This window comes from Floridaenema fluviatile BLCC-F154, from assembly GCF_041929135.1.
Classification (GTDB): domain Bacteria; phylum Cyanobacteriota; class Cyanobacteriia; order Cyanobacteriales; family Aerosakkonemataceae; genus Floridanema; species Floridanema fluviatile.
Genome location: NZ_JBHFNS010000077.1, coordinates 42937 through 68126 on the forward strand (window position 1 = coordinate 42937; position 25190 = coordinate 68126).

Below are 25190 nucleotides of genomic sequence, written 5' to 3' on the forward strand. Positions count from 1 at the left end.
AAATAATTTAACTAACTACCTCCCCAGTCCCTAATCCCCAGTCCCCAATCCCTTGTCCCCAGTCCCTAATCCCCAATCACCATGAGAGTAGCAGTTTTTAGCACTAAACCTTACGATCGCCGTTTTCTCGAAGCTGCCAATGCCAAATATGGGCATGAATTAGAGTTTTTTACAGCTGAATTTAATGCTAATACTGCTCCTTTAGCAGCAGATTTTCCGGCAGTTTGTATATTCGTCAATGACAATGCTGATGCCAAAGCATTAAAAATAATTGCCTCAAAAGGAACAAAATTATTGGCTCTCCGTTCTGCTGGTTTTAATCATGTTGATTTACAAACAGCCACAGATTTAGGTATTACGGTTTTGCGCGTTCCCGCTTATTCACCTTATGCAGTTGCCGAACACGCTGTTGGGTTAATTTTAACTTTAAATCGGAAAATTCACCGGGCTTTTAACCGCGTTCGGGAGGGAAATTTTGCTTTAGAAGGATTGATGGGTTTCGATATTCATGGTCGCACTGTTGGCGTAATTGGTACGGGGAAAATAGGACAAATTTTTGGCAATTTAATGAAGGGTTTTGGTTGCCAAATTCTGGCTTACGATTTATATCCCAATGCTGATTATGCTGCTTCTGGGGTTAAATATGTCGATTTACCAGAATTATTTGCCAATTCGGATATTATTTCTCTCCATTGCCCCTTAACTCCTGAAACTTATCATTTAATTGATGAGCAAGCGATCGCTCAAATGAAAACTGGAGTTACGATCGTTAACACCAGTCGTGGCGCTTTAGTTAATACTGAAGCTGTGATCGCTGGGTTGAAATCAGAAAAAATCGGTTACTTGGGTTTAGATGTTTACGAACAAGAAGGGGAATTGTTTTTTGAAGACCTTTCTATGGAAATTATTCAAGACGACGTTTTTCAACGTTTGCTAACTTTTCCTAATGTAATCGTTACCGGACACCAAGCATTTTTCACCGAAGACGCAGTACAAAATATCTGTGAAACAACTCTCAGTAATATCAGCGACTTCGAGCAAGGTCTTCCTTCACAAAATGAAGTCAAAGCCCCACAAAGAGCTACTTCTAAGTAATTTTATTTCTCATGTTAACTATAGCTTCAGCTATAGTATTTTAATGATCAAAAAGTAATTGTACGAATATTACGGATATAAAATATCCTGTATAAAATTCTTAAAAACTATTTCTCTTGGTACTTGAAAAAAAATTAAGTTGTTCCATTCTCGCCAAGAGCATGATAATTTATTACTCAAACTCAAACATTTATCAGTCTTATCAGTACTAGTATCAATGCTTACATTGAGAGCTACGCAAATTGCGAAAATCATCGCAAACCGAAAATCATACGCACATAAAATAGAAGCTGAGATTGAAAAGCTCAGCTTTTATGAAAATGTACTCGGTGACTTACAAGACTACAGCAATCAGCTTCTAGAACAGACTGTTGACGACAGTATTCTCTTGCCATTGGAAGAGTTAGCAAAAATTGATATTCCAGCTTTACTTACTGAAATTGAGTCAGAATTAAAGGGTTTAGAAAAGCTGAAAAAACGCTTTTCTCGTGACACGCTGAATATTGGTGTTGTCGGTAAAGCTAGAGAAGGGAAAAGTACTTTGCTTAGAAGTATATCGGGACTTTCATCAGAAGAAATACCTACTAGCGATCGCCAACACTGCACTGGAGTCAAGGTAATTATTCGGCATGGAAACTCTCTAGAATATCTTTCTAATGCAGAAACTTATGGCGAAATTTGGTTTTATACAGAAGATTCTTTTCTCAATGACATAATAGGATTATATTATGAAGAACTAGGTTTAGGTGATAGACCTTTTACATTAGATGAATTTGCCAAACCAGGTTCTCTCCCTGAGTTACCGAATCATTTAAAAAATATTTCAGAATTTGAATCTAAATACAAAAAACTGCAAGAATATCAAAAAAATCTGAAGCAGTATCGCCATTTGTTGAATGCTTACTCACCAAGATTAATTTGCAAATCAGACATTCGCGAATATGTAGCACAACATAATTCTGTGGGAGAGCCAATTTACAATTATGTAGCAGTAAAAGAAGCCAGAGTTACTTGTAGTTTTCCTCAATCTGATGTGGGACAAATTGCTTTAGTAGATATGCCTGGTTTAGGGGATACTACTGTTGGTGATGAACAGAAGTTAATCAAAGCACTGGGAGAAGATGTTGATTTCGTTCTATTTATGCGCCTACCAAATCCTACAGGTGCCTATTGGGATATTGAGAATCATATTGGGTTATACGATAAAGTTCGATCGGCTTTGGTAGAGTTACCGATAGAAAAATGGTCTTTTATGATTCTGAATCGAATAGTGGGGCAATCACCTGTAAATGATAACTTGAAAAATTGCGAATATCTTCAACATACCATCAATGATGTCAATATCAAAGTGGTGGATTGCGTGATTGCTAATTGTCAAAGTACTGAAGAAGTAAATAATAAAATTCTAGACCCAATTCTTGATTACCTAACTAATTACTTGACTCTTCTGGATCAAGAATATGCTTCGGCTCGTCGTCTTAGTATTAACCGACTGCGTAAGCAAATCCAAGATTTAATCAAAAAATCTGAAATTGTTTTTGGACAAGTGGGATTGCGTGATGTTTGGTTTCCCGTTTTCATCAGTTTATTTAATAATTTATGGAATAATCTTTCTACGAGTTTAGAGAGTTTATTGGATAGTCTTGCCGTGGAACGAGATATTCCCAATGCTGAGATTAGCGAACTAGTAAATAATATTGTGCAGAACTGTCAAAATAATCCGGGAGTTCCCTCGATCGCAGAAATAGAAAAACTCCGTGCTAGTCTTGGTGGTTATCAAGCCGCTTACAATATTTGTTTAAATAACGTGCGAACTTACATATCACAACAATTTCTTTCGATCGATAAAGGATTAAAGTTATATGTGGAAGAAGTGAAATTTAAAGTTGCCAAAGTATTAGCAGAACAGGGATATTTAGGAAAATTAATCCCAGAGGAATTTCAGGGTGCAGAGTTAATTGAGAAGATCGCAAATAACTTTAGTAAATCGGAAAATAAAATACTAGGAAGCCAAAAATTGCAAAATATCAAGCTAGGATTTGAAATTTTGGCAGATTTTAATCTTTCTTATCGAGAAGTCATGCAGCATCGAATCAGAAAACAGCTAGATAGGCTAATGCCAGATAAAGCTCCTCAACTAACGCAACCTTTCGGTGCCCAGCAAATATATAACTTTATTAAAACACTTTATGACGAAGTTTTATATGATTGTAAACAAGCTTTGAGTGAGTTAATTAATGAACCGGGTCAAGCTGCTTATGCAATTGTTGAAGAATTTGTCGATCGCATATTACGTGCTGAAGGCGTAAAAGATGAATGGCTAATTTTCTTACAATTAGAAAGAACAACAATTTGGTCATCGGAATTCCAAGCATTAACGGAAAACTCGCATCTACATCATAAATGGCTAGGTTTAGTCAAGCGTATAGAGGAAGCAGTCAAATTAGAACCAGGATTCTAACATAAAGTATGAAAAAAATAAGGAAAGTTAAAATGAGTACACCTCAAAACCAAGACTTTTTTCAATCAGCAAAGAAACTGTTGAAAAAACCTTTAGAAGGGCCGAGGAAAATTAAAATTACTGTATTTGGCCCTAGAGGAGTTGGGAAAACAAGCCTTTTAACCGCAATGTCGGAGCAGTTTGACAAAGCAACTCAGAAAACTTCATTAATGCTACGACCAGAGTTAAAAACTTCCTTAATTCTGCAAGATAAAAGAGCCGATTTGAAAGGCTGTTTTAATACGCAAAATGAACTGGAAGTAGTCGGAGGAATTAAAGGGACTACCGAACCTCAAGATTTCGAGTTTAGTTTAGCTAAAACCGGGATGGATGCCACAATTAAACTGTTTTTTATTGATTTTCCCGGAAAAGATTTAACCTCCGACATGGAATCAGTAAAAAAACTTTTAGATGAGTGCGGAATTGTGCTAGTTGCGATCGATGCACCTGCGCTAATGGAAGAAGAGGGACGTTGGCACGATCTGATTAACAAACCTAATTTAGTCACCGATTATTTCAAAACATCCTATCAAAATTTAAAAGAGCCAAGACTAGTGATTTTCGTACCGATTAAATGCGAAAAGTATATGCGGCAATGTCCGGCTGCTTTACTCGATCGCGTTCAACAAGGATATAATTCTTTGATTGAGTTTTTCGATAAGCCAAATCTTCGCTCTCAAGTAGTTGCCGTAATTACACCAATTCAAACATTAGGAAATGTAGAATTCTCTAGAATCAACGTCAAAAACTATAATGGACAAGCATACCCACACTTCTATTTTCGGAAAACGAATATTGCTAAATACAATCCAGTGGATTGCGAACAGCCACTCCGCTATTTATTAAGATTTCTCCTGAATATTCATCTAGAACAGCGATTCGTACTTTGGAAATATTTCCGCAAAGCATTAGGAGATATTTTTGAAGATAATGCTTTTCGAGAAGCAGTGGGCGAATTCGCCAAAAACTGCAAAACCACAGATGGTTTTGCAGTTTTACAAGATGAAGAAGGATGGTTAAGCGTGAATAAATAAAGGAGATCGGGATGGAAATATATGTTCAAAGTTGTGGAGTTTATCCAAATCATGATTATACATGGTTAAGGAATGACAACAAACTAATTAAACCTCCTGTACTTCACTCTGTTGATAGGTTAAGGCAAAAAAATGCTCCGGCAGTTATTTTATCAAGAACTGGAGAAGAGTTACGTTTGTTAGTTTTTGCTCTGAAATCAAAACAAAGATGTGATTTTCAAGGTCGGGAAATTTTCAATTCTTTAGTTTGGATTGCTAAAACTGCTGAGGAACCGTTTTTGCGGATGCTGGCTGCTAGTGCTTTGCGAAAAGAGGATGAGTTCTTAGAAGTAATCGATCGATCAATTATTGATTATGACAATGAACTAGGTTTCAAAGTTTTATGGACTCAAATCCAAGAACTAAGCCTCACAAGAAAAGCAGGCGAACAATTGCCAGATCAAACCAAAAAAATCGGCAAAAATTCTCCTGTATTAACCCATAAACTTGCTGAAGAGTTAGATAAACATAAGTTGCCAAATCAGGAAGGAGCGATCGTAGTTGTGACGGGAATTGTCGATAGTTTAACGCTGAAACAGGCGGGAGTTTGGCGATCGTTATCATCCCTTGTCGAGCAAGAAACTTGGGAAGAATTTAAGAAAGAAAAGGATTTATTCATCGGTAAACCATTAGAAATCCTCCGCTTAATCTACACTTATTTAATGTACTGCTTAGAAAGGATTTGCTAATGAGCTTGGGTGCATCGAAACCATTTTCATGTCTAACAATTAACAATCTCAAAAGGCAGCTTATTTCTAGTTTTATTGTAGTAAATTGTGCATCGCTTCTAGTAATTCTTGAGTAGTATAAGGTTTAGGTAAAAACTGATTAGCAATAGTATTTTCTACTTCTTGCAAATGTGTACCGGATATTAGCCCACTAGAGGCAATAGTTTTCACTTCAGGATTGATTTTTTGCAGAGCGCGAATTGTATTAGCACCATCTAATAAGGGCATCATCATATCTACTAATACTAAACTAATCTCATTTTTATGTTGAGCATAGAGAGCGATCGCTTCGACTCCATCTTTAGCAGTCAAAACTTGATAATTGTAAGCTGTTAAAGAACTTTTAGTAATTTCCCGAATTGATGCTTCATCATCCACCACTAAAATTAATTCCCCATTTCCTATTGGTAATTCCCATTCTTCTTCATATAAATCTGTAGCTGCTTCCACAGCGGGAAGATATACCTTAAATTCACTACCTTTGCCTATTTTACTGGAAACAGTAATAAAACCTTTGTGACTTTTAATGATTCCAATCACTGTAGAAAGTCCTAAACCTGTACCTTTACCCACTTCTTTAGTAGTAAAGAAAGGTTCAAAAATGCGATCGAGAATTTCGGAAGCAATGCCAACTCCAGTATCGCTAACCGTAACTACTACATAAGATCCTGGTTGAGCATCCATTTGCAACTCAGCATCATTTTCTGTAATTACTAAATTCTCAGCACTAATAGTTAAACTGCCACCTTTAGGCATAGCATCACGGGCATTAACGCACAAATTCATTAACACTTGATGTAAGTGAGTAGCATCACCGCAAACTGCCCACAAATCCTTTGATACATCAGTGTAAATCTCAATCGATCGGGGAAAAATCTCTTCAACAATTTTCTTAATCTCCTTAATTAAATGGCGAATTTGTAAAACTCCATGTTCGCCATCTAACCCCCGTGCGAAAGATAAAACTTGTTTAATTAATTCACTACCTCTCCTGGTACTATCTTCCAAAATATCCAACCATTGTTGACCCTGTGGACTGTTAATTTGTAATTTTAAAAGCTGTACTGCCATGAGAATAGGAGCTAAAATATTATTCAGATCGTGGGCAATTCCTCCAGCTAAAGTGCCGATGCTTTCCATGCGTTGCGATCGCAAAAATTGCCGTTCCATCAATTGTTTCTGCGTAATATCTGTATTCACCATTAAAATCGCTTTCGGTGCTTCAGCGGCATCGCGCACTAAACTCCAACGACTCTCGACAACAATTTCTCTACCATCTTTTGTTACCTGTTGTAACTCTCCTTGCCATTCACCTTTATTAATTACATTTTCGTAAATATCTAATCCTATTGAAGGCGTTTCCCAATACAGCAAATTATTAGCACACTTGCCTAAAACCTCTTCTTTTTTCCAACCGTAAAGTCTCTCTGCTCCTTGATTCCAAAACAAGATATGATGATTCAAGTCACGAACTAAAATGGCATCAGTCGTGACATTAAGTAAAGCAGCTTGTTCCCGGATTTTTTGTTCAGCTAATTTACGCTCAATTAATTCCTGTTGTACTTGTTGATAAAGTTGTGATTGTTGAATAGCAATTTCTACTTGAGTCGCCAATTGTTTCAACAATTCAATTTCCCAACTTTGCCATTTACGAGGCTCTGAACATTGATGAGCAACCAACAATCCCCATAATTTATTTTCCTGTAAAATTGGCACAACTAAATTAGCTCTAACTTGAAATTCATTAAGTAAATCAATATGACAAGGCGATAAACCTGCATCAAAAACATCTTCTATTGCTTGAATTCCGCCCTGTTCATAAGATTCTCTGCGAGCCGTATTTTGGAAGAAAGAATCAGAAATTTTTGCTCCTAAAATTGCTTCCCAACTGGGAGCAACGGATTCTACGACAACAACTCCACTCCAGTCTGGTTCAAAGCGGAAAATCAAAACCCGATCGCTCTCCAAAAGACGCTGAACTTCCGTCACAGTAGTATTAAGAATTTCATTTAAATCTAAAGACTGGCGAATCCTTTGAGCAATTTCTGCTACTAATCTTTCCCTTTGAGCTTGTTGGCGCAAAGCTTCTTCTGCTTGTTTGCGATCGGTAATATCATTGCGAACGGCAATATATTGATAAGAATTTCCTTGAGCATTCAAAAATGGGACAATTGTCGTATCTACCCAGTAAATTCGACCATTTTTAGCACGGTTTCTAATTTCACCTTTCCAAACTTTGCCTTGAGAAATTGTCTGCCACATTTCCTGAAAAAAGGCTTTAGAATGATATTTGGAATTGAGAATTCGGTGATTTTGCCCTAATAATTCTTCGTCGCTATAACCAGAGATTTGGCGAAATTTATTATTAACGTATTGGATTGTTCCTTGATTATCAGTAATAGCAACTATCGCAGATTCATCTAAAGCAAATTTAAAATCTGTTAACTCTTTATGAGACTTTTGTAAAGTTTCTTCTGACCGTTTCCGTTCAGTAATATCCTGAGTTACTTTGGAAAAACCGCAAATTTCCCCGGTTTCATTGCGGAGTGCAGTAATTACCGAATTTGCCCAAAAATAAGAGCCATCTTTACGAACTCGCCAACCTTCATCTTCCACTCTGCCAACTGTTGCTGCTATTTGTAAATTCTGTTGGGGTTTTCCCTCTGCCTTGTCTTCCGGTGGATAAAAACAGGAAAAATGTTTTCCGATAATTTCCTCTGCTTGGTAGCCTTTAATAGTAGCTGCGCCTGTATTCCAACTAGCAATATAACCGTTAATATCTAACACAAAAATGGCATAATCTTTCACACCATCGATTAACAAACGAAAGCGTTCTTCAGTTTCGAGCAAAGATTTTTCGGCTTTTAAGCGATCGGTAATATCTTGACCGATTCCGATCGTTCTTCCATCAGAAAGCTGCACATTTGCCCAAGTAGTATTCAGCACTCTTCCATCTTTAACACGAGTTTTAAAATCTTGCCATTGGCGATTTTCTGCTTTTTGAATAAACTCCCAAACTTGTTGCCGATACTCTGGATCGGGATAAAATTTCGCTAAAATATCCGGCGATTCTTGTAATTCTTCTAAAGTCCAACCCAACACATTTACCCACTCACGGTTAATCATTTGTAGCTTTCCTTCTCGATCGAAGAAGCCCAACATCACAGGAATATGATCGAAAATAGTTTGCAAGACTTCTTTTTGTTGTTGTGTAACTGCATTTAAAGCTTGATTTACAGATATGTTAGAAGTAATTAATTCTAGAAGCCGTTTTTGGGCAATTAACAAACTCTCGGCGCGTTCATATCCCACTAAATTTTGTCGTAATTCTAGCTGACTCATCGCTTGACGACTTAATATTTCAAGTGCGGTAATTTGTTGGTTTGTCAATTGTCGAGGAATTCGATCGATGACACACAAAGTTCCTAAAGCCAACCCATCAGATGTAATTAAAGGCACACCTGCATAAAATCTAATAAAAGGTTCTCCAGTAACTAAGACATTATTAGCAAATCTTGGATCTTTCCTAGCATCCTCAACAATCAGCGGTTCTTTTTGCAAAATCGCATGATGACAAAATGCGATATCACGCTCAGTTTCACTAGCTGTCAGCCCTATTTTAGACTTGAACCATTGCCTTTCTGCATCGATTAAACTAATTAAAGCGATCGGTGTGTCACAAATCTGAGCCGCTAAATAAGTTAGATCATCAAATACTGCTTCTGCTGGAGTATCTAATATTTGATACTGATACAGTGTGGCTAAACGCTTACTTTCATAATCGGAAAATACAGTTTTCATAGGTGTAGAGTTTTTAGTGCGATCGCAATCAGTTAAACAATTAGAGTCCTCTATTCTTGGAATACCCTATTACCAGCCTAGCTTGACTAGCTACGTAATAATTAGTTACTAAATTATTAAAATAAAATAATTTCTTTGCAAAAGAAAAAATTTAACTAATTTTTACATACAACTTATTTTCTAAAATTTTCGTTTCTCTTTATATTTGTAGCAATTTTCAAGGCAAATGGGATATCCTCTAATCATATTTTTTCTAGCTATAGATGAGCTTCCTTAAGTAATTTAAAGAGGCAATCTCAGCCTTTTGTATATTTTGTATATATTTTCAGAATTTTAGTTTCTGCAAGTAGTCTATAATTCATTGTCGCGATCGCACTACACCTCTTAAGGAATATTTAAAATTAACACTCCTGACAGATTCACTGTCATCTTAGTTGCACTAACTTATAGTTAAGCTAATCAAGTTTTATAACCTGATGTCTGACAGTAATTTTTGCTCTCCAACAGTAGCAGATAGATAGGTTTTAAATAAATTTATTTGCTGCATTTCCAGAGTTAAATTATTGACTGAATCTGCTTATTCCCGATCGCAAAACTGAGTTACCTTGTTGATTATGAACTATGAATACAGTCATCCCCGGAAACACAATGCACAGTTAGATTCCTTGGAAGAGGAAATGCTACTCGGACTACAAATATGTGGAGAACTTTTAGTTCAATCTAAAGATGTTATGTTAGGTGCGCTAGCCTATCAAGGATGGTTAGAACATGGGCGTTGTTTAGTAATTGTCAATCTACCCCAAATAACCGAAGTTTCCGGTGCAATTGAATTACCAATGGGCTTGATGCTTTACAATGACCCAGGAGTTAAAATGGTTGGGGCAGAACATTTGATCAAACAATATAATCCGCAAACTGAGGGATTATTAGTTGTTTCTCATACAAATTACAATTGCTGTATGGCTTGCGCTTGCATCTTTGCCCCTAGCTTCCCTCCACATATTTGTTATGAAGAAATCATGAGTAGACCTTCAGAATTTGACCTGTAATTTAATGTTGTCTGCTGAGCGATCGCATGAAATTTGATCCAAAATTTTGCTCTAAAGAAGTAAAGCATTCAGGACAGAATTTATGGCGAAAAACCTAAAATTTTTACCCGAATGCTTCACTGCTAATTAGTGATTTATTAAAAAAGCCGGAACTTCTACAAAGTGAAAATAAACCAGTCCAGCCACTACCAAAGTATAAACCGTCGAACCACCAAGTCCAATCAAAAGATCTCGCCGCAAATTCCTTTGTTCCCCGGCTAAAAACATATCCATTGCCCCAAACTGCATCATCAAAATTCCTACTACATTAGAAAGCCAATAACCCACAATTGTGCCCGGTAAAAACCAGTCAGCATCGATCCAACCAACTAAATAGCCAAATAACAGAGAAATGGGCAAATTGAAAAATAAATCATTCCACCAAGATAGAGGAGAAAGCATATAACCAATCCCCACTAGTAATCCTCCGCGCAGTTTTCTCAACATATCGTTTCCTTGACAATTGGGGTATTTTCTGTACAAAAACTTGGGAATAAATCAACTATTCACTGTTAATTTATTGTAATATTTAACTTTCCGAATATTGTATCGATCGCAAAAATCCTCTCCCCCCCCATTTCCCTAAACCATTGAATCCGCTAAGATAACAAAGCACACTAAACCAAGCAAAGTAGGGAAACTCCGGTGCAAATCCGGGGCTGTGCCGCAGCTGTAAGCGAAAATAGATTAGTTATTGTCAACTGTCTACATCGCTAGCCAGAACGCCTACTTGTTAACCTCCACTTTAATTTCCTGCGTCGCACAGGATAAGGATAATTAATTAATGTCTACTTTAACATCCTCTACTCTAACCATTCTCACAAATTTAGAATTGCCTGCATTACCCCAAAAAAGACCATTATTAATGATTGGTCATGGCACTAAAGATGAAGAGGGAAGACAGACTTTTTTAGATTTTGCCGCAGCTTATCAAGAGTTAGATCGATCGCGTCCCGTAGTCCCTTGTTTCTTAGAACTAACTGGCCCGACAATTGAAGAAGGAATCGCTCGCTGCATCGAACAAGGCTACACCGAACTCTCAGTTTTACCAATTTTATTATTTGCCGCCCGCCACAACAAATTTGATATTACCAACGAATTAGACCGGGCCAAATTGAAATATCCCCAACTAAAATTTCACTACGGTCGGCACTTTGGAATTACACCAAATATTTTAGAATTGTGGCGATCGCGTTTAGCCGAATTAGACAGCGAAACCCATCCCCGTTCCGAAACAGTATTATTATTTGTTGGACGTGGTTCTAGCGACCCAGACGCTAACGGCGACGTTTACAAACTAGCCCGAATTCTTTGGGAAGGCAGCGGTTACTCCACAGTCGAAACCTGCTTTATCGGCATCACCCACCCCCGTTTAGAAGAAGGTTTCCGTCGCGCCAGACTTTATCAGCCAAAGCGAATCATTGTATTACCTTACTTCCTCTTTACCGGACTTTTAGTTAAAAAGATTTACGACATTACCGCCCAACAACAAGCCCAATTTCCCGAAATAGAAATGACCTGTTTACCAGAAATGGGCATTCATCCCCTACTATTTCAAATCATCCGAGAACGGGAAATAGAAACCCAATTAGGCGAAGTCCAAATGAACTGTGAAATTTGCAAATTCCGCCTAGCTGCTATCAGTAAAAACGGCAATGGACACAGCCACAGTCACGGACACGATCATCATCATCATCATGGACACAGCCACAGTCACGACCATTCACACCCCGCTGTAGATCCTTACGCAGACCCAGAAAAATATCACCAAAAAATCTGGCAAGCACCTTAACTACTATCCAAATTCCCGACTTCTTCAAGAAGTCGGGAATCTAGCTAGATATCATATTCAGTAAAATCCAAACTCCTAATATGCAAAATGAGTAAAGAATTTCCCATCGGCGCAAAAGTCCGAGTCATAGCATTACCAGCTTACGTAAAAACTGCCGAACCAATGCCAATGCTACGTCCCCCAGATGTGATAAAACTGGGTGAAGAAGGAATAGTGATCGATCGCCGTCCCGGAGGATACTGGGGAGTACGCTTTGCCAGAGGCAACTTTTTACTAGACAGTCAGTACATCGAAACTGCTAACTAGGGACTGAGGACTGGTTTTTTAATGTCTGACTCCCTTACAATAAATTTTCTGGTGAAATCACTCCTTCTTGAGCCATTTTTTCAATCAATTGGAGTCCGCGGGGGTCGCCAACTCGTAACAGAGAAGCTTTTGCATCTTCTCTAACACCCAGATCTCGGTCTTCTTCCATCACTTGAATCAGAGCATCGATCGCCCCAGCATAAACTACATTTGAAGGTAGTTCCCGACAAAGTTGCCCCAAAGACCAAGCGCAGTTACTCCGCACCGCTGCCACTGGATCTTGAATTAAAGCTTCAATTAATGGGGGAATAGAAGCGACCACAGCTTCATAACCTAACTCAGCCATTTGCGCCAAAGAACTAGCCGCCCATAAACGGACGGCTGAAATATCGGTTCGTAAAGCTTCAGTCAGAGGGGCTACAGAACGACGATCGCGACAGTTCCCCAACGCCCAAACAATGCCTTTCCGAACATAACCATTCCAATCGCGGTTTAATTGGGTAATTAAAGGTTCGACAGCATCAGCACTGGTATTTCGCCCCAAAGCATAAGCAGCACTCACCCGTACCAAAGGACAAGCATCAGTTAGCAAGCTAATTAAATGAGGAATAGCCCGTCGATCTTTTAACTCACAAAAAGCTCTGGCTGCGATCATTCTTTGGGAGGTTTCAGCTGCATTCAACAGCATTAACATTGCCTCTGGATCGGGTTTAGCAACCTCTTCTTCATCAAAAGACTCTAGCCGATCTAAGGGACTTTGCAGATCGGTTTCCGAATCAAGTAGGGTTAGGTCGTCTTTATCATACATAACTGTAAATTAGTAAATTACCTTATCAGACCTGATGCCATCAGTCTGTTAGTCAGGTTAGCGATCGATAAATTTATTTTTTGCGGATTGTAGAGACACAGAAGGAAGGAATCTTTCATTTTTCCCTACTCTTGGAGATCATCACTAAGCAACCTAATTAATCCTACGACTACACTCAAACCTGAAATCATAACGTTTTTTTTCAAGTTTTGATCCTTATTTTAGTATATTGGACTACATTAAGACTAAATTAAATAGCAACTCTTCAAAATTAGGAGCAGAATGTGACAGATCACCTAGAACAATATCGACGGTTAGCCCGTGCAATTAGATTCGTTCCCCCATTGCCAAAATCCCAGTTAACAGAAACCAAGGAAAATCACTCTAGCTTGACTTCCTCAGTATCGCATTTTCCAGTGACAAAGATATCATCGCCCGCTCAAGAAGAAGAAAATTTTGGCCCACCGCCCGATCCATCTGAACACATAGCAGCTTTAGTCAAGAAAGCAGTTTCTCAGCATACTGTTTTACCAGTTGCTTATCAGATTCAGGAGAATATAGGCGATCGGATCGGTCGTTTAAGCAACAACAGAGAAACTCAACCACAAAAACCTTTAATTATTCTGCCAAAAATTCCCGCCCCCGATCCCAACTGGACTCCCAGTACTCCAGTTACGCAGCCAGAAACCGTTGCAGCAGAAGTAACAGCAAATCATATACCAGAAACTTCAACTAATGGAAAATTGCCAGTTGAGCAAGTAGAATCAGCAGAAGAAAAATTACAGGAAAATTTAATTCCTCCCGAATTAGAAATACCACCTGCCGAGGAATTAATAGTAAAACCTTTGAACAAAGAAGATTCTGCTATAGAAACTCAATCCGAATTAGTCGAAGTTGGTACATTAGCGACAAAAATTACAACTGTAGAAACGCCAGAAACCGAACCATCTTCTGAAATAATTGTGGAATCAGAAACAGTTACCGCAGCACCTATTCAAGAACCAGATATTCAGCAAACCGGAGAAGATTTAAAGGTGCAAGAAGCAGTAACAGAACAACTAAAAAATGTTGTTGATTCCCTTACAGAAGTATCCGAAAAACTCTCAACTCCTGAACCAACAACCAGTAAAAAACCATCAGCTAGAGGATGGATAATCACAGAAATTATTTGTCCTAAATGTGGTTCTAACAAAGTTAAAGACAAAGGACAAGTTAAAGGTCAACAAAAATACGCTTGCAAAAACTGTGGTAAACGTTGGCGGGTTGATTTAGAACCAAATGGGGAAAATGATTAAGTTGGAACTGGGGGCTGGGGACTAGGAGTAACAGGCAAGATGCCTGTCCTACGGGAAGAGACAAGGGGACTCTTTAACTCAAAACCAAAATGCACTCCTGCACCCCTGCACCCCTGCTAAATATGCTTAACCATCCACAAAGATTGGGTTTGAAAACCTAGCTGGCAATATAGATTAACTGCTGGTTGATTGGATTGAAAAACCTGGAGACTAATTTGGCGATCGCCCCGGTTTTTTGCCCAATCTTCGCCCACAAGCATTAAACTTTTCCCAATGCCTTGGCGACGATGTTTAGGAGCAACATAAAGCAAAAAAATATGGGCGTGGCGATCGCCCCGTACCTGATCGATTCCATTACCCATCCACAAACAACCAACCCGATTTCTCACAGCATTTTCTAACTTTTCTTCCACCCACCAAACCGGAGTTTCCCCAGAAAAATACTTGTCAACTGTCACAGCTAAATGAGAGAAATTCTGCTCGGGAAAAAGTTCCTGGTAAGTTTTTTGCATAAACTTTACCAAAGTTGCCCGATCTAAACTCGAACCAGTCACAAATTGATACTTTGGTGGTAGTTTGTAGTTCATCTAGAACACAGGGAACAGACAGAGCTACTTCATTCTAAAGCCAAACATATAGACTCTTAGTTCTTCACAATTAATAAATTGACAGCCCTGTGATTTTCTGCTATATTCTGCCACTTATCACCCTTTTGTGATGAATTCTAGACAAAAAATTTTAGATAATAGCCAACTTTAATCAAGCAGTATAGAATAAGAAACAGGTTACTCTGCGGCGTTGGTGACTGCCAATAATGTTTTGTGATCTATGCTTTTTGAATAAGGGAGTCTAGAGAGCTTAGCGGCAGTAGACCGGGCTTTGTTACTCGGAAACTTTTAAGCTAGAGCCAGAGGCACCCACCTGGATTCAAGTCCAGGTCAAAAACTGAGGCAAGACGGCGTTGCGGAAACCCATAAGAATCAATTACCTCTGTCAGTAGACAGGGGTAATTTGTTTTTTGAGGAGCAGAGGGGCAGGGGGGCAGAGGAGCAGAGGGGCAGGGGGGCAGGGGGGCAGAGGGGCAGAGGGGCAGAGGGGCAGAGGGGCAGAGGAGCAGAGGGGCAGGGGAGAAAAAATTTCCTACTTAAAACTTTCCCAGTCCCCAGTCCCCAGTCCCCAATCCCCAATTCCAAAAATTGTCAGGAAATTTGTACATATTTGTCCTGCTATTTCTTCAGAAAGAGTTACTATTAAGTGAAAACGAATGGAAGACCGGATTTGAGGTTAAGCGCGACTTCTCAATTGCTTAAAGTGTCAGACTTCTCCGCTGATGTATTCAGGCTAAATAATGGGCTGACGGTAATTCATCAGTACATTCCGGCTACACCTGTAGCTGTAGTAGATGTTTGGGTGCGTGCAGGTGCGACTAGAGAGCCGGAACAATGGTCTGGAATGGCTCACTTTCTAGAACACATGATTTTTAAGGGTACGGAACAGGTTCCGCCAGGGATGTTCGATCAAGTGGTGGAATACTGGGGCGGCGTTACTAATGCTGCGACTAGCCATGATTATGCTCATTTCTACATCACTACGGCTGTTTCGTACTTGGAAGATACTTTGCCTTATTTGGCGGAATTGTTGCTCAATGCTTCGATCCCTGACGATGAATTTCTCCGAGAAAGAGATGTAGTGTTGGAGGAAATTCGCCAATCGCAGGATAATCCTGATTGGTTTGCTTTCCAAGCGATGATGGAAAGTGTTTACCAAGACCATCCTTATAGTCGTCCGGTTTTGGGTACAGAAGAGATTTTATTACAGCATTCACCGGAAGCAATGCGCTGTTTTCATGCTTGCCATTATCAACCGGAAAATATGACGGTGGTGATTGTGGGTGGTGTGCCGCAAGGAATGGCGTTAGAGTTGGTGAATAACTCGTTTAGTAGTTTTAAGGCGCGATCGAGTTGTCCACAGTTGTCAACCAATGAGTTGTCTCCAATTCAAGAAGTTCGTCGCCAAGAATTGTTTTTAGACCGAATCGAAGAGTCTCGTTTGTTAATGGCTTGGACAGGGCCAGGAGTAGAACAAATTCGCACAGCTTATGGATTGGATTTGATTTCGGTGCTTTTGGCTGAAGGGCGTTGTTCTCGACTGGTGAGTAAGTTACGGGAAGAAGAACAGTTAGTTCATGGTATTGGTAGTAATTTCTCGTTACAGCAAGATTCGAGTTTGTTTACAATTACTGCTCACTTGGAAGCGGAAAATATCGAAAAAGTGGAAGCATCGATCGGTAAATATTTGTTGGATTTACAAACAGAACCGATTTCAGAGATAGAATTGGCAAGGTGTAAACGTTTGTTGTGTAATGATTATGCTTTTTCTACGGAATCACCTGGTCAGCTAGCTGGATTGTATGGTTACTATAATACGATCGCCCAAGCCGAAATAGCCGTAACTTATCCGCACCAAATTCAAGGAATTAGCGCCGCTGACCTGCTAGAAATAGCTAGAGAATATCTTTCACCTCATCATTATGTAATCACTGAGTTAAAACCTTATGGGGAATAGAAAATGTAAAATCAATTGATTTGTTTTCTCTGTGTTTTTCGCGGAAAAGTTCTTTTAAAATTGACGAATTACCGATTTGCTAATTAGCTAATGAATCCCGAAGTTAGAATGGAAGATGCTTTTAACCCAGGTACCGGCAGTTCGTTCCCAGAGCGAACAATGCAGCGAATAGTTACTAATAATGGTATGGTAGTATTGGCGCTAGAAAATCCGGCGGCTGATATTATTGCGACGCGGATTTTTGTGAAGTCAGGTAGCCGTTTTGAGCCAAGATACCAAGCTGGTTTATCTCATTTATTATCATCGGTAATTACGAAAGGAACAGAGCAATTATCTGCTGGAGAAATTGCCGAGAAAGTGGAATCTTTGGGCGCGAGTTTGGGCGCAGATACAACTACGGATTATTTTTTACTCAGCATGAAGACTGTTTCGGCTGATTTTTCGGAAATGTTGGAATTAGCAGGGGAATTGTTGCGATCGCCTACCTTTCCAGAAGCCGAAGTAGAATTAGAAAGAAGGATGACTTTACAAGCCATTAAATCCCAACAAGAACAACCTTTTACTGTGGCTTTTGAACAGTTGCGACAAGCAATGTACCAAGATCATCCTTATGCTTTATCCAGTTTGGGAACAGTCGAAACTGTGGCTAATTTGGGTCGAGGTGAATTAGACAGATTTCATCATACTTATTTTCGCCCTGATAATACAATTATTTGTGTTGTTGGTCGAATTACCCCGGAAGAAGTAGTTAACCAAATAGAAAAAGTATTCGGTGATTGGAAAATACCTGATACGCCAATTCCTACTGTAGAATTACCCGAAATTTTGGCTTTTCCTCACCCTAGAATTACACCAATTCCTACCAAACAATCAATTGTGATGTTGGGTTATTTGACTGCATCGGTGAATCATCCTGATTATGCAGCTTTGAAGTTAATTAATACTTATTTGGGAAATGGTCTTTCCAGTCGTTTGTTTGTAGAATTGCGGGAAAAAAGAGGTTTAGCTTACGAAGTTTCGGCTTTTTATCCAACTCGTTTAGATGCTTCTCAGTTTGCGGTTTATATGGGAACTGCACCAGAAAATACTGAGGTTGCTTTGTATAGTTTAAGAACAGAAGTAGAACGTTTGTGCAAAATTCCGTTGAAGGCTGATGAACTGCAAGCGGCGAAGAATAAACTTTTAGGTCAATATGCTTTGGGTAAACAAACTAATGCTCAAATTGCTCAAGTTTTTGGTTGGTACGAAACTTTAGGTTTGGGTGTGGGATTCGATCGCGTTTTCCCCAAAGCAGTGGCAGTGGTAACTCCTGAAGAAATTCAGGAAGTGGCAAGTCGATATTTCACTGAACCTTATATTTCTCTAGTTGGCCCGGAATCCGCGGTAGAAGGACTGATAGAATCTAGTTGGTAAAATTAGTCCCAAAAATAAATAGCTTACATCAGCTTTGAGGAGTGAGAATTGCAGATGTCAGTATTAGCTAGGATTTCCGTGTTTTTATTTCCTGTTTCCTTGGCGATCGGGTATTCTAATTTACCAGCGATCGCACAGGGAAAAGTAGAATCCGTCAACCAATTAGTGGCAGAACGTCCTCCAACTGTAATTGTCAATCGTCCAGTTTTAAAAAGTGGTAGCAAAGGCGAAGCAGTATCGGAATTGCAAGCAGCTTTAAAACTTTTGGGATATTACAAAGGCGAAGTTGATGGAGTTTATAGTGAGAATACAGCGATCGCTGTCACCCAATTTCAGGAAGCAGCTGGTTTAAATCCTGATGGAATTGTCGATCGAGAAACTTGGGAAAAACTGTTTCCTGGAACAGAATTCACAGCTAATAACTCTCGATTAGCTAACAGATCTAACACTAGAATTAGAAGAACTTCTTCAGCTAACCAATCTACTAAAGAAGAAACTACAACTGATAATCCCGACTCAGAAAATACCAACTCAGAAAATACTGAATCACCAATTGCTGATTTACCAACCTTAAAAATTGGAATGCGGGGAGCGGAAGTATTTTGGTTACAGAAACGATTGCAAGCGATCGGATTTTTTCAAGGTTCTGTAGACGGAATTTTTGGCAAAGATACCCAAGCAGCGGTGATAGCTGCACAAGAAAAGTATGGGCTAAAACCTGATGGAATTGTTGGTGCTGCAACTTGGCAAGCAATTTTACCCTAACTTCTAAGTATCTGTAGAGGCATTTTATCTTTTTTTCCCAATCTTGTAGGACAGGCATCTTGCCTGTCTTTTGGTAGAAAGACGATCATCACTTACGATAGAGCCAGACTCACCAAAATAAGGGTTATTCTCAACTTGAATAGGATGAACAATTTTAAATCCTAGTTTATTTTTTGATGAGTTCTGGTAAAAACAATGTATAACGACGACGATAAACGCACAACATATAATCGTGGAGTTAATCCCGAACCGAACCAAAACAATTACTCAGAAGTACCAAGAAACACTGAAACTGTTAACAATATACCACCTGAAGAGTATAGAGACGGTTACGTTCACGGTCGAATTGCCGAACGTCGATACAATGAAGATAATCGGGTAGTTCGGGAAAATAATAATGCGGCTCGTGGTTTAATATTGGGAATTGTTTTGACTTCTTTAGTAGCTATTCCTGCCTTAGCTTACTATTTGTGGAGGCAAAGTCAAGAACCTGTAGTTGCACCTGAACCTGTACCTGCGCCTGTAGTCGTACCTTCTCCTTCGCCAGAACCACAACCAACAATTATTCAAGAAAGAGTCATTGAAAGAAATCCTGAAGTGCAAGTAGTTCCAGTTCCTCAAAGAGAAACACCAACTACAACCACACCCGCACCAAATATTAATATTGAGCAGTCTGCGCCAACGCCACAAGCGACACCAAACGTTAATATTACTGTTCCACCTACTACTGGACAACAGCAGTCTCCTGATTCGACTCAACAGTTACCTGCTAATCAACAAACTGAAAATCAATCATCTACAAATTCGACTCAACAATTACCTTCAATTCAAGGTTCTCCATCTCCCGGAGTTAGCGATAGTACTAATCCTAATTTGGGAAATCAAAGTAATCCGACAACTTCAGGCGATGATATTTCTCCAGATGGAACTACTACAACGCCTGGAACTAATACTTCTCCATCTACTACCAATCAATCTGAACAATAAAGAGCAAACTGACGATTTCCCCTCTAGTTTGAGGGGATTTTGATCTTAATGTTTACTAGAAAAAGAAGTAAGACTAAACTGTTTAATGAAAAAGCGTAAGAAAGTGTTTCACCAAATAAAGCTCTTTAAAGTTTGGTAAAGTTGTTACTCATTACCGAGAAACAAATGCTACTTTATTAAATAAGGCACAAACCAAGTAGATCTTCAATTCAACTTTCGCATTTTGGTTTGGTGTCGAGCTTGTGCCTTCCTGCTCGATCGCCAATGCAACAGATAACCGGAATGATATTTCATTTTTGATGTTTCATTTTTGAGGTTTCATTTTTGAGAGTTATTATTTGCGTTCAGTTTTTGTACTAATTGCTTGTTCTTGAAAGAACGCAAATCGATCGGTAAGTGTCTGAATGAACGGAGGTGATGCAAACCGAGAGTCCGGTCTGTTGCGAGTATAGTCCATATTTTGGAGTTTAAGTTCTTTCTTTTTGGAAACTGTTCGTTATTCAGTCGTTGTAATTAATTCGACTGTTTGTTATCTCAATAACCCGCCTTGAGCTATCAGTATTTTCCCTAGCGAGGCGGGTTTACAGTTGTTTAAGCGATCGATATAATCAGTTGGTTAATAATTAAATAATTATAATAATTAATCTTGAGCAAATAACTGAATTACAGTAATTTCTGGGCGACAAAACAAGCGTCCAGGTAAGTAACTTCCTAACCCTCGATTTACATAAAGCAGGTTTTTTCCTACTTGGTGTAAGCCTTGCGACCATTCCCAATGTTGGAACACTTTGGCACATTTTTTCTTGGTGTAAGGCAACTTCTGGCGCAAAGGTTGAGGAATAAAAGGGTAAATTTTTGGTAATAATGCTGGGATTGAGCCAATTTTAGGAATGATAATTTGTCCGCCGTGAGTATGACCAGATAATTGTAAATCGACGCGCCAGAATTGCAAGTCTTCGGCGGTATCAGGATTATGAGATAAGACGAGGCGAGGAATTCTCGCATCTATTTGGGGCATGACTGCGGTAGGATTAAATTGGTGGGAACGGAGATCGGCAAATCCAACGATCGCTAATTGAGATCCGAAAAGATAAACAATTTCATTCCAGAGAACTTGAATATCAATACTAGCTAAAGCACGAATAATAGTGGTTTTTGAGTGAGAAAAATAAAGATCGTGGTTGCCTAAAACGGCGTAAATACCAAAGCGACTTTTTAAATGTTTAAGTCGGAGTACTAGTTGATGAATTGGATCGGGATCGTGGGTAACATAGTCACCTGTCAGAAAGATTAAATCGGGTTCAATTTGGTTGCTGGTCGCGATCGCCTCTGCTAACAAATTCTCCGACAAGCGTAAACCATCATAGTGAAAATCTGAGAGTTGGACGATTTTGATGCCGTGTAATGATGGGGGTAAATTAGCGATCGGCACGGTTAACTTTTCGAGTTTTAACCTGCCAGTAAGTAATCTGTGCATATATTTATCTCTGTTATATATCGTATGTAACATAACAAAACCTCTATGCAAAGGAGATTTCTACCGGAAAAAGTCAAACTTAGTTGGGGAAAAGACTTGTATTAATCGCCCTAATTGAGCAAAATTCTGTTATGCAAAAAAGTTCCCATAACGTCGCGATCGATAAGCTTATGAAATTCACACCTATAGCTAGTGCCACTTTACTAACCACACTTAGTCTGACAAATACAGCATTTGCCGCCAATCCCGAACATACTAGACAGCTACTTGCTAGCAGACAATGCTCTCAATGCGATTTAGCTGACGCAGGATTAGTAATGGCTAATTTGGCGGGTGCTGATTTAACTGGTGCTGATTTAAGTCGAGCGAACCTCAGCCGTGCTAACTTGATGGGTGCGGATCTCAGAGGTGCTAACTTGATGGGTGCCAGTCTGCATGGTGCTAATCTGACTGGTGCTAATCTGAGTGGCGCTAATCTGATTGCTGCTGATTTAAGAGGTGCTTATTTATCTCAAGCAAATTTAGTTGGCACAAATTTAGCTAATGCGAATTTGCTGGGGGCAGTTGGACTACCAAATTATACGGGTAATGCTGAAGATTTTTACCGTTGGGGAATGGCAGAAGCAGAGAGAGATAATCACCAAAGGGCGATGGAACTGCTAAATCAAGCTTTGATCATGAAACCTGATTATGCTAATGCTTATTTAGGTCGGGGAATGGTGCAATTTAATCAGGGCGATCGCATCGCCGCACTTGCAGATACTAAAAAAGCATCTGAACTCTACAATACCCAAGGTAATCAAGAAGGTGTCAAAGTCGCGCAACAAATAATTGCCGGAATCGAACAACTAAACAATCCCAAAGAACGTCGTCCTAGTACTGGCGAAAATCTGCTTAACTTATTCCAAGGTTTAGCAAGTTTAGCCCTTCAGTTATGGCTTTAATTTAGACCAAAAAACCCGGTTTCCAGTTCTTAATCTAATTAAGAAACCGGGTTTCTGCGTCACAAGTAATTTTTTTTTCTGTTTTTAACTGCCTGCTTTCTCAGTTGCTCAACTTATCCTTAACTGTGATCCAAATCACTTAATGAGTTGTAAATAGTCACAATTTTTTAGCGAGTTGAGTCACTCTATTTAACCGAGAAAGAACTGATAGTAATAGTATCAACGTTGCAGCAGTAATTTAACTGCCGTTGGGGGGAGTTAGAGATGTTAGAAAAACTTTTACTAGCAGCCACAGTCACTTTTTCGATACATTTTCTTTTACCAGTAAACTCACCAGATATGACTCAGACTAACTGGCAAGTCTATTCGGCAAAAAATACAACTACAGAATCAGAAAATTTAGTAGAGCAACAATTGTTAGCTAAAATTTGGCAACCTACTGCAACACAGCAGAAATAATTAAAAAGGCTTTTTGCCTGTGAGCAAATAAGTTACCATTTCTCCTTTACCTTTAATCGGAATAGCACCTCGCTTAGTTAACTTGTACTTACTTTTGAGTAGTTGATACGTATTTGTACTAACTTGAATTACGCCAGGAATACCTTGAGATTCCATGCGGCTAGCGGTGTTAACTGTGTCACCCCATAAATCGTAACTAAATTTTTTAATGCCAATTACGCCAGCAACAACTGGGCCTGTATTCATGCCAATTCTTAAGCTAAAACTTGTCCCGGTTTTAATATTAAATTCGGCAATTTTTCCCAGCATACCTAATGCCATTTCAGCTGCGGCTTCTGCATGATCGGGACGAGCGGCAGGTAATCCAGCTACAGCCATGTAAGCATCACCAATGGTTTTAATTTTCTCTAAACCATGCTGTTCGGCTAAGAGATCGAATTCAGAGAATACTATATTTAAATTTTCTACGAGTTGTCGAGGAGATGTATTGGCTGACAATTCGGTAAAACCTACTAAGTCAGCAAATAAAACTGTGACTTCTTCAAAACTATCGGCGATCGTACATTGTTCTAATTTTAATCTATGGGCAATTGGTTCGGGAAGAATATTTAGCAACAGTTTTTCTGTTTGTTCTTGTTGGTAACGAAGAGCTTCTTGAGCTACTTTACGCACGGTAATGTCGGAAACTGTGCCTTCATAATAAAGTAATTTTCCTGTCGAATCACGCACTGCCCTAGCATTTTCACTAATCCAAATTATTTTGCCATCTTTACGCCGCACTAAAGATTCAAATCCATAAACTGCGTGATCTTTTTCCATTCTAGCCACAAATTCTTGGCGGCGATCGGGATCGACATAAAGTTGATGAGAAATATTGCCCAGAACTGCAATTAATTCTGATGGAGAATCATAACCATAAATTTTGGCTAAAGCAGCATTAGCACTAAGATAACGCCCAGAAGGGGTTGATTGAAAAATGCCATCTACTGCGTTTTCGACAATGCTGTGATATCTTTGTTCGGCTAATCTTAAGGCTTCTTCTGCGCGTTTACGTTGAATTAGCGAACCTAATTGTGTAGCTACTGCACTCACTAGTTCTAATAAATTTGGTTCTTCTTTGGTAGTAGTTTTTTTGAAAAAGACTAGAATTGCTAAAACTTCATCAGCTAGTAAAATTGGAACGCCAAAGCAACAGTTTAATCCTACTGCTGTGACAATATCTTGGCGAGAAAAAGTGTCTAGTGATTGAGATGAAATATCTTCAATCCATTCTGGCTGTCGATGTTTCCAAATTCTTCCCGGTAATCCGAAGTTGAAAGGAAATTTAAATTGCAAACTTTTTTGTCTAAATATTTCTAAATCTGCTGCGCTGGCATACCAACCTGAAGAACATTCTAAGACTTGGCGATCGTCAGTGGGAATCCAAGCTTCACCAAAATCCCAGCCAATTGTTCTACAGATTAGATGTAAAATTACCTCAATGGCAGTATCAAATTTTTCGGCGCGACTAATGGCTTGAGTTGCTGCTAGTAAAAGACGAATTTTTACTTCGGCTTTTTTGCGATCGCTAACTTCTGCTTGCAACTGCTGATTTTTAAACTCTAGTTGTTCTGCTAATCTTTTTTGATTTAATTGATTGTTAATTCTTGCTAAAACTTCTTCTAACTGAAATGGTTTAGTAATATAATCTACTCCACCCACTTCAAAGGCTTTAATTTTATCTATTACATGATCCAAAGCACTAATAAAAATCACAGGAATTTTACAAGTATCAGGATTTGCTTTTAAAGTTTGACATACTTCATAACCATTCATTAACGGCATATTTATATCGAGCAAAATCAAATCGGGAGGAGACATTTGTGCTGCTTTTAAAGCCATTTGTCCATTAATTGCTTTTCGCACATAATACCCTTGTCCAGAAAGCATTGTAGATAACAGCCTTAAATTATCCGGCGTATCATCAACAATCAGGATATTAGCTGTTGTTTTTGGATTTATTTGTGATTCTTGTTGCTGATTCATCAGAAGCGGCGATTAATTATTAAAATTATTGAATTGGTAGTTTTAACGATTCTCCTGAATAAGCCCCTG

General features: G+C 38.9%; 20 protein-coding genes, 1 other RNA gene and 1 riboswitch. Of the genes, 15 read left to right on the forward strand and 6 right to left on the reverse strand.

Annotated elements, in window-relative coordinates:
• Positions 1 to 81 precede the first annotated feature (81 nt).
• The 4 genes from ACE1B6_RS20520 (at position 82) to ACE1B6_RS20535 (ending at position 5357) form a co-directional block, all read left to right on the forward strand.
• A complete protein-coding gene (locus ACE1B6_RS20520; protein WP_413259125.1) occupies positions 82 to 1095 on the forward strand; it encodes a 2-hydroxyacid dehydrogenase in 1014 nt (337 codons plus the stop codon).
• A gap of 217 nt (positions 1096 to 1312) precedes the next feature.
• Positions 1313 to 3556, forward strand: coding sequence for a dynamin family protein (locus ACE1B6_RS20525; protein ID WP_413259126.1), 2244 nt, complete (start codon positions 1313 to 1315; stop codon positions 3554 to 3556).
• Positions 3557 to 3588: 32 nt separating this feature from the next.
• The gene (locus tag ACE1B6_RS20530; RefSeq protein WP_413259127.1) at positions 3589 to 4629 is read left to right on the forward strand and encodes a hypothetical protein; all 1041 of its coding nucleotides are present in this window, start codon (positions 3589 to 3591) and stop codon (positions 4627 to 4629) included.
• Positions 4630 to 4640: 11 nt separating this feature from the next.
• Positions 4641 to 5357, forward strand: a complete 717-nt coding sequence (locus tag ACE1B6_RS20535; RefSeq protein WP_413259128.1) for a hypothetical protein — start codon at positions 4641 to 4643, stop codon at positions 5355 to 5357.
• Positions 5358 to 5429: 72 nt separating this feature from the next.
• Here the strand turns inward: ACE1B6_RS20535 and ACE1B6_RS20540 are convergent, their stop codons facing one another.
• Entirely contained in the window at positions 5430 to 9197 is a 3768-nt protein-coding gene (locus tag ACE1B6_RS20540; protein WP_413259129.1) for a PAS domain S-box protein, read from the reverse strand.
• A 614-nt stretch (positions 9198 to 9811) separates the two neighbouring features.
• Between ACE1B6_RS20540 and ACE1B6_RS20545 the strand changes: the two genes are divergently transcribed.
• A complete protein-coding gene (locus ACE1B6_RS20545; protein ID WP_413259130.1) occupies positions 9812 to 10246 on the forward strand; it encodes a hypothetical protein in 435 nt (144 codons plus the stop codon).
• 126 nt (positions 10247 to 10372) lie between these two features.
• Here ACE1B6_RS20545 and ACE1B6_RS20550 read toward each other — a convergent pair whose 3' ends face one another.
• Positions 10373 to 10732: a hypothetical protein gene (locus ACE1B6_RS20550; RefSeq protein WP_413259131.1), complete on the reverse strand. Its 360-nt coding sequence runs from the start codon at positions 10730 to 10732 to the stop codon at positions 10373 to 10375.
• A 145-nt stretch (positions 10733 to 10877) separates the two neighbouring features.
• Positions 10878 to 11033, forward strand: a riboswitch (cobalamin riboswitch).
• Between the two features lie 36 nt (positions 11034 to 11069).
• Here ACE1B6_RS20550 and ACE1B6_RS20555 point away from each other — a divergent pair.
• Positions 11070 to 12077 carry a sirohydrochlorin chelatase gene (locus ACE1B6_RS20555; RefSeq protein ID WP_413259132.1) on the forward strand — a complete coding sequence of 336 codons (1008 nt, stop codon included), beginning with the start codon at positions 11070 to 11072 and terminating at the stop codon, positions 12075 to 12077.
• A gap of 87 nt (positions 12078 to 12164) precedes the next feature.
• Complete coding sequence (sipA, locus tag ACE1B6_RS20560; protein WP_413259133.1) at positions 12165 to 12383, forward strand: regulatory protein SipA; 219 nt, start codon at positions 12165 to 12167, stop codon at positions 12381 to 12383.
• Positions 12384 to 12417: 34 nt separating this feature from the next.
• Here sipA and ACE1B6_RS20565 read toward each other — a convergent pair whose 3' ends face one another.
• Complete coding sequence (locus ACE1B6_RS20565) at positions 12418 to 13191, reverse strand: HEAT repeat domain-containing protein (RefSeq protein ID WP_413259134.1); 774 nt, start codon at positions 13189 to 13191, stop codon at positions 12418 to 12420.
• Positions 13192 to 13475: 284 nt separating this feature from the next.
• Between ACE1B6_RS20565 and ACE1B6_RS20570 the strand changes: the two genes are divergently transcribed.
• Entirely contained in the window at positions 13476 to 14486 is a 1011-nt protein-coding gene (locus ACE1B6_RS20570) for an IS1/IS1595 family N-terminal zinc-binding domain-containing protein (RefSeq protein WP_413259135.1), read from the forward strand.
• A 116-nt stretch (positions 14487 to 14602) separates the two neighbouring features.
• Here ACE1B6_RS20570 and ACE1B6_RS20575 read toward each other — a convergent pair whose 3' ends face one another.
• Positions 14603 to 15073, reverse strand: a complete 471-nt coding sequence (locus tag ACE1B6_RS20575; protein WP_413259136.1) for a GNAT family N-acetyltransferase — start codon at positions 15071 to 15073, stop codon at positions 14603 to 14605.
• Positions 15074 to 15270: 197 nt separating this feature from the next.
• Here ACE1B6_RS20575 and ssrS point away from each other — a divergent pair.
• From ssrS to ACE1B6_RS20600, 5 genes are all read left to right on the forward strand, one after another.
• A non-coding RNA gene (gene ssrS, locus ACE1B6_RS20580) (6S RNA) lies at positions 15271 to 15460 on the forward strand.
• Between the two features lie 328 nt (positions 15461 to 15788).
• Positions 15789 to 17051, forward strand: a complete 1263-nt coding sequence (locus ACE1B6_RS20585) for a M16 family metallopeptidase (RefSeq protein ID WP_459563071.1) — start codon at positions 15789 to 15791, stop codon at positions 17049 to 17051.
• A gap of 108 nt (positions 17052 to 17159) precedes the next feature.
• Complete coding sequence (locus ACE1B6_RS20590) at positions 17160 to 18464, forward strand: M16 family metallopeptidase (protein WP_413259240.1); 1305 nt, start codon at positions 17160 to 17162, stop codon at positions 18462 to 18464.
• Positions 18465 to 18518: 54 nt separating this feature from the next.
• Positions 18519 to 19229 (forward strand): peptidoglycan-binding domain-containing protein, encoded by a 711-nt coding sequence (locus ACE1B6_RS20595; RefSeq protein WP_413259138.1) that lies wholly within the window; start codon positions 18519 to 18521, stop codon positions 19227 to 19229.
• A 195-nt stretch (positions 19230 to 19424) separates the two neighbouring features.
• Complete coding sequence (locus tag ACE1B6_RS20600) at positions 19425 to 20216, forward strand: hypothetical protein (RefSeq protein WP_413259139.1); 792 nt, start codon at positions 19425 to 19427, stop codon at positions 20214 to 20216.
• Positions 20217 to 20856: 640 nt separating this feature from the next.
• On the opposite strand, the gene ACE1B6_RS20605 is transcribed toward ACE1B6_RS20600, so the two are convergent.
• Positions 20857 to 21693 carry a metallophosphoesterase gene (locus ACE1B6_RS20605; RefSeq protein ID WP_413259241.1) on the reverse strand — a complete coding sequence of 279 codons (837 nt, stop codon included), beginning with the start codon at positions 21691 to 21693 and terminating at the stop codon, positions 20857 to 20859.
• A gap of 170 nt (positions 21694 to 21863) precedes the next feature.
• On the opposite strand from ACE1B6_RS20605, the gene ACE1B6_RS20610 reads away from it, so the two are divergent.
• Both ACE1B6_RS20610 and ACE1B6_RS20615 read left to right on the forward strand, forming a co-directional pair.
• Entirely contained in the window at positions 21864 to 22637 is a 774-nt protein-coding gene (locus ACE1B6_RS20610; protein ID WP_413259140.1) for a pentapeptide repeat-containing protein, read from the forward strand.
• 264 nt (positions 22638 to 22901) lie between these two features.
• Positions 22902 to 23096: a hypothetical protein gene (locus tag ACE1B6_RS20615; protein WP_413259141.1), complete on the forward strand. Its 195-nt coding sequence runs from the start codon at positions 22902 to 22904 to the stop codon at positions 23094 to 23096.
• Here ACE1B6_RS20615 and ACE1B6_RS20620 read toward each other — a convergent pair whose 3' ends face one another.
• Positions 23097 to 25121, reverse strand: a complete 2025-nt coding sequence (locus ACE1B6_RS20620) for an adenylate/guanylate cyclase domain-containing protein (RefSeq protein WP_413259142.1) — start codon at positions 25119 to 25121, stop codon at positions 23097 to 23099. It lies immediately after the preceding gene.
• Between the last annotated feature and the right edge of the window lie 69 nt (positions 25122 to 25190).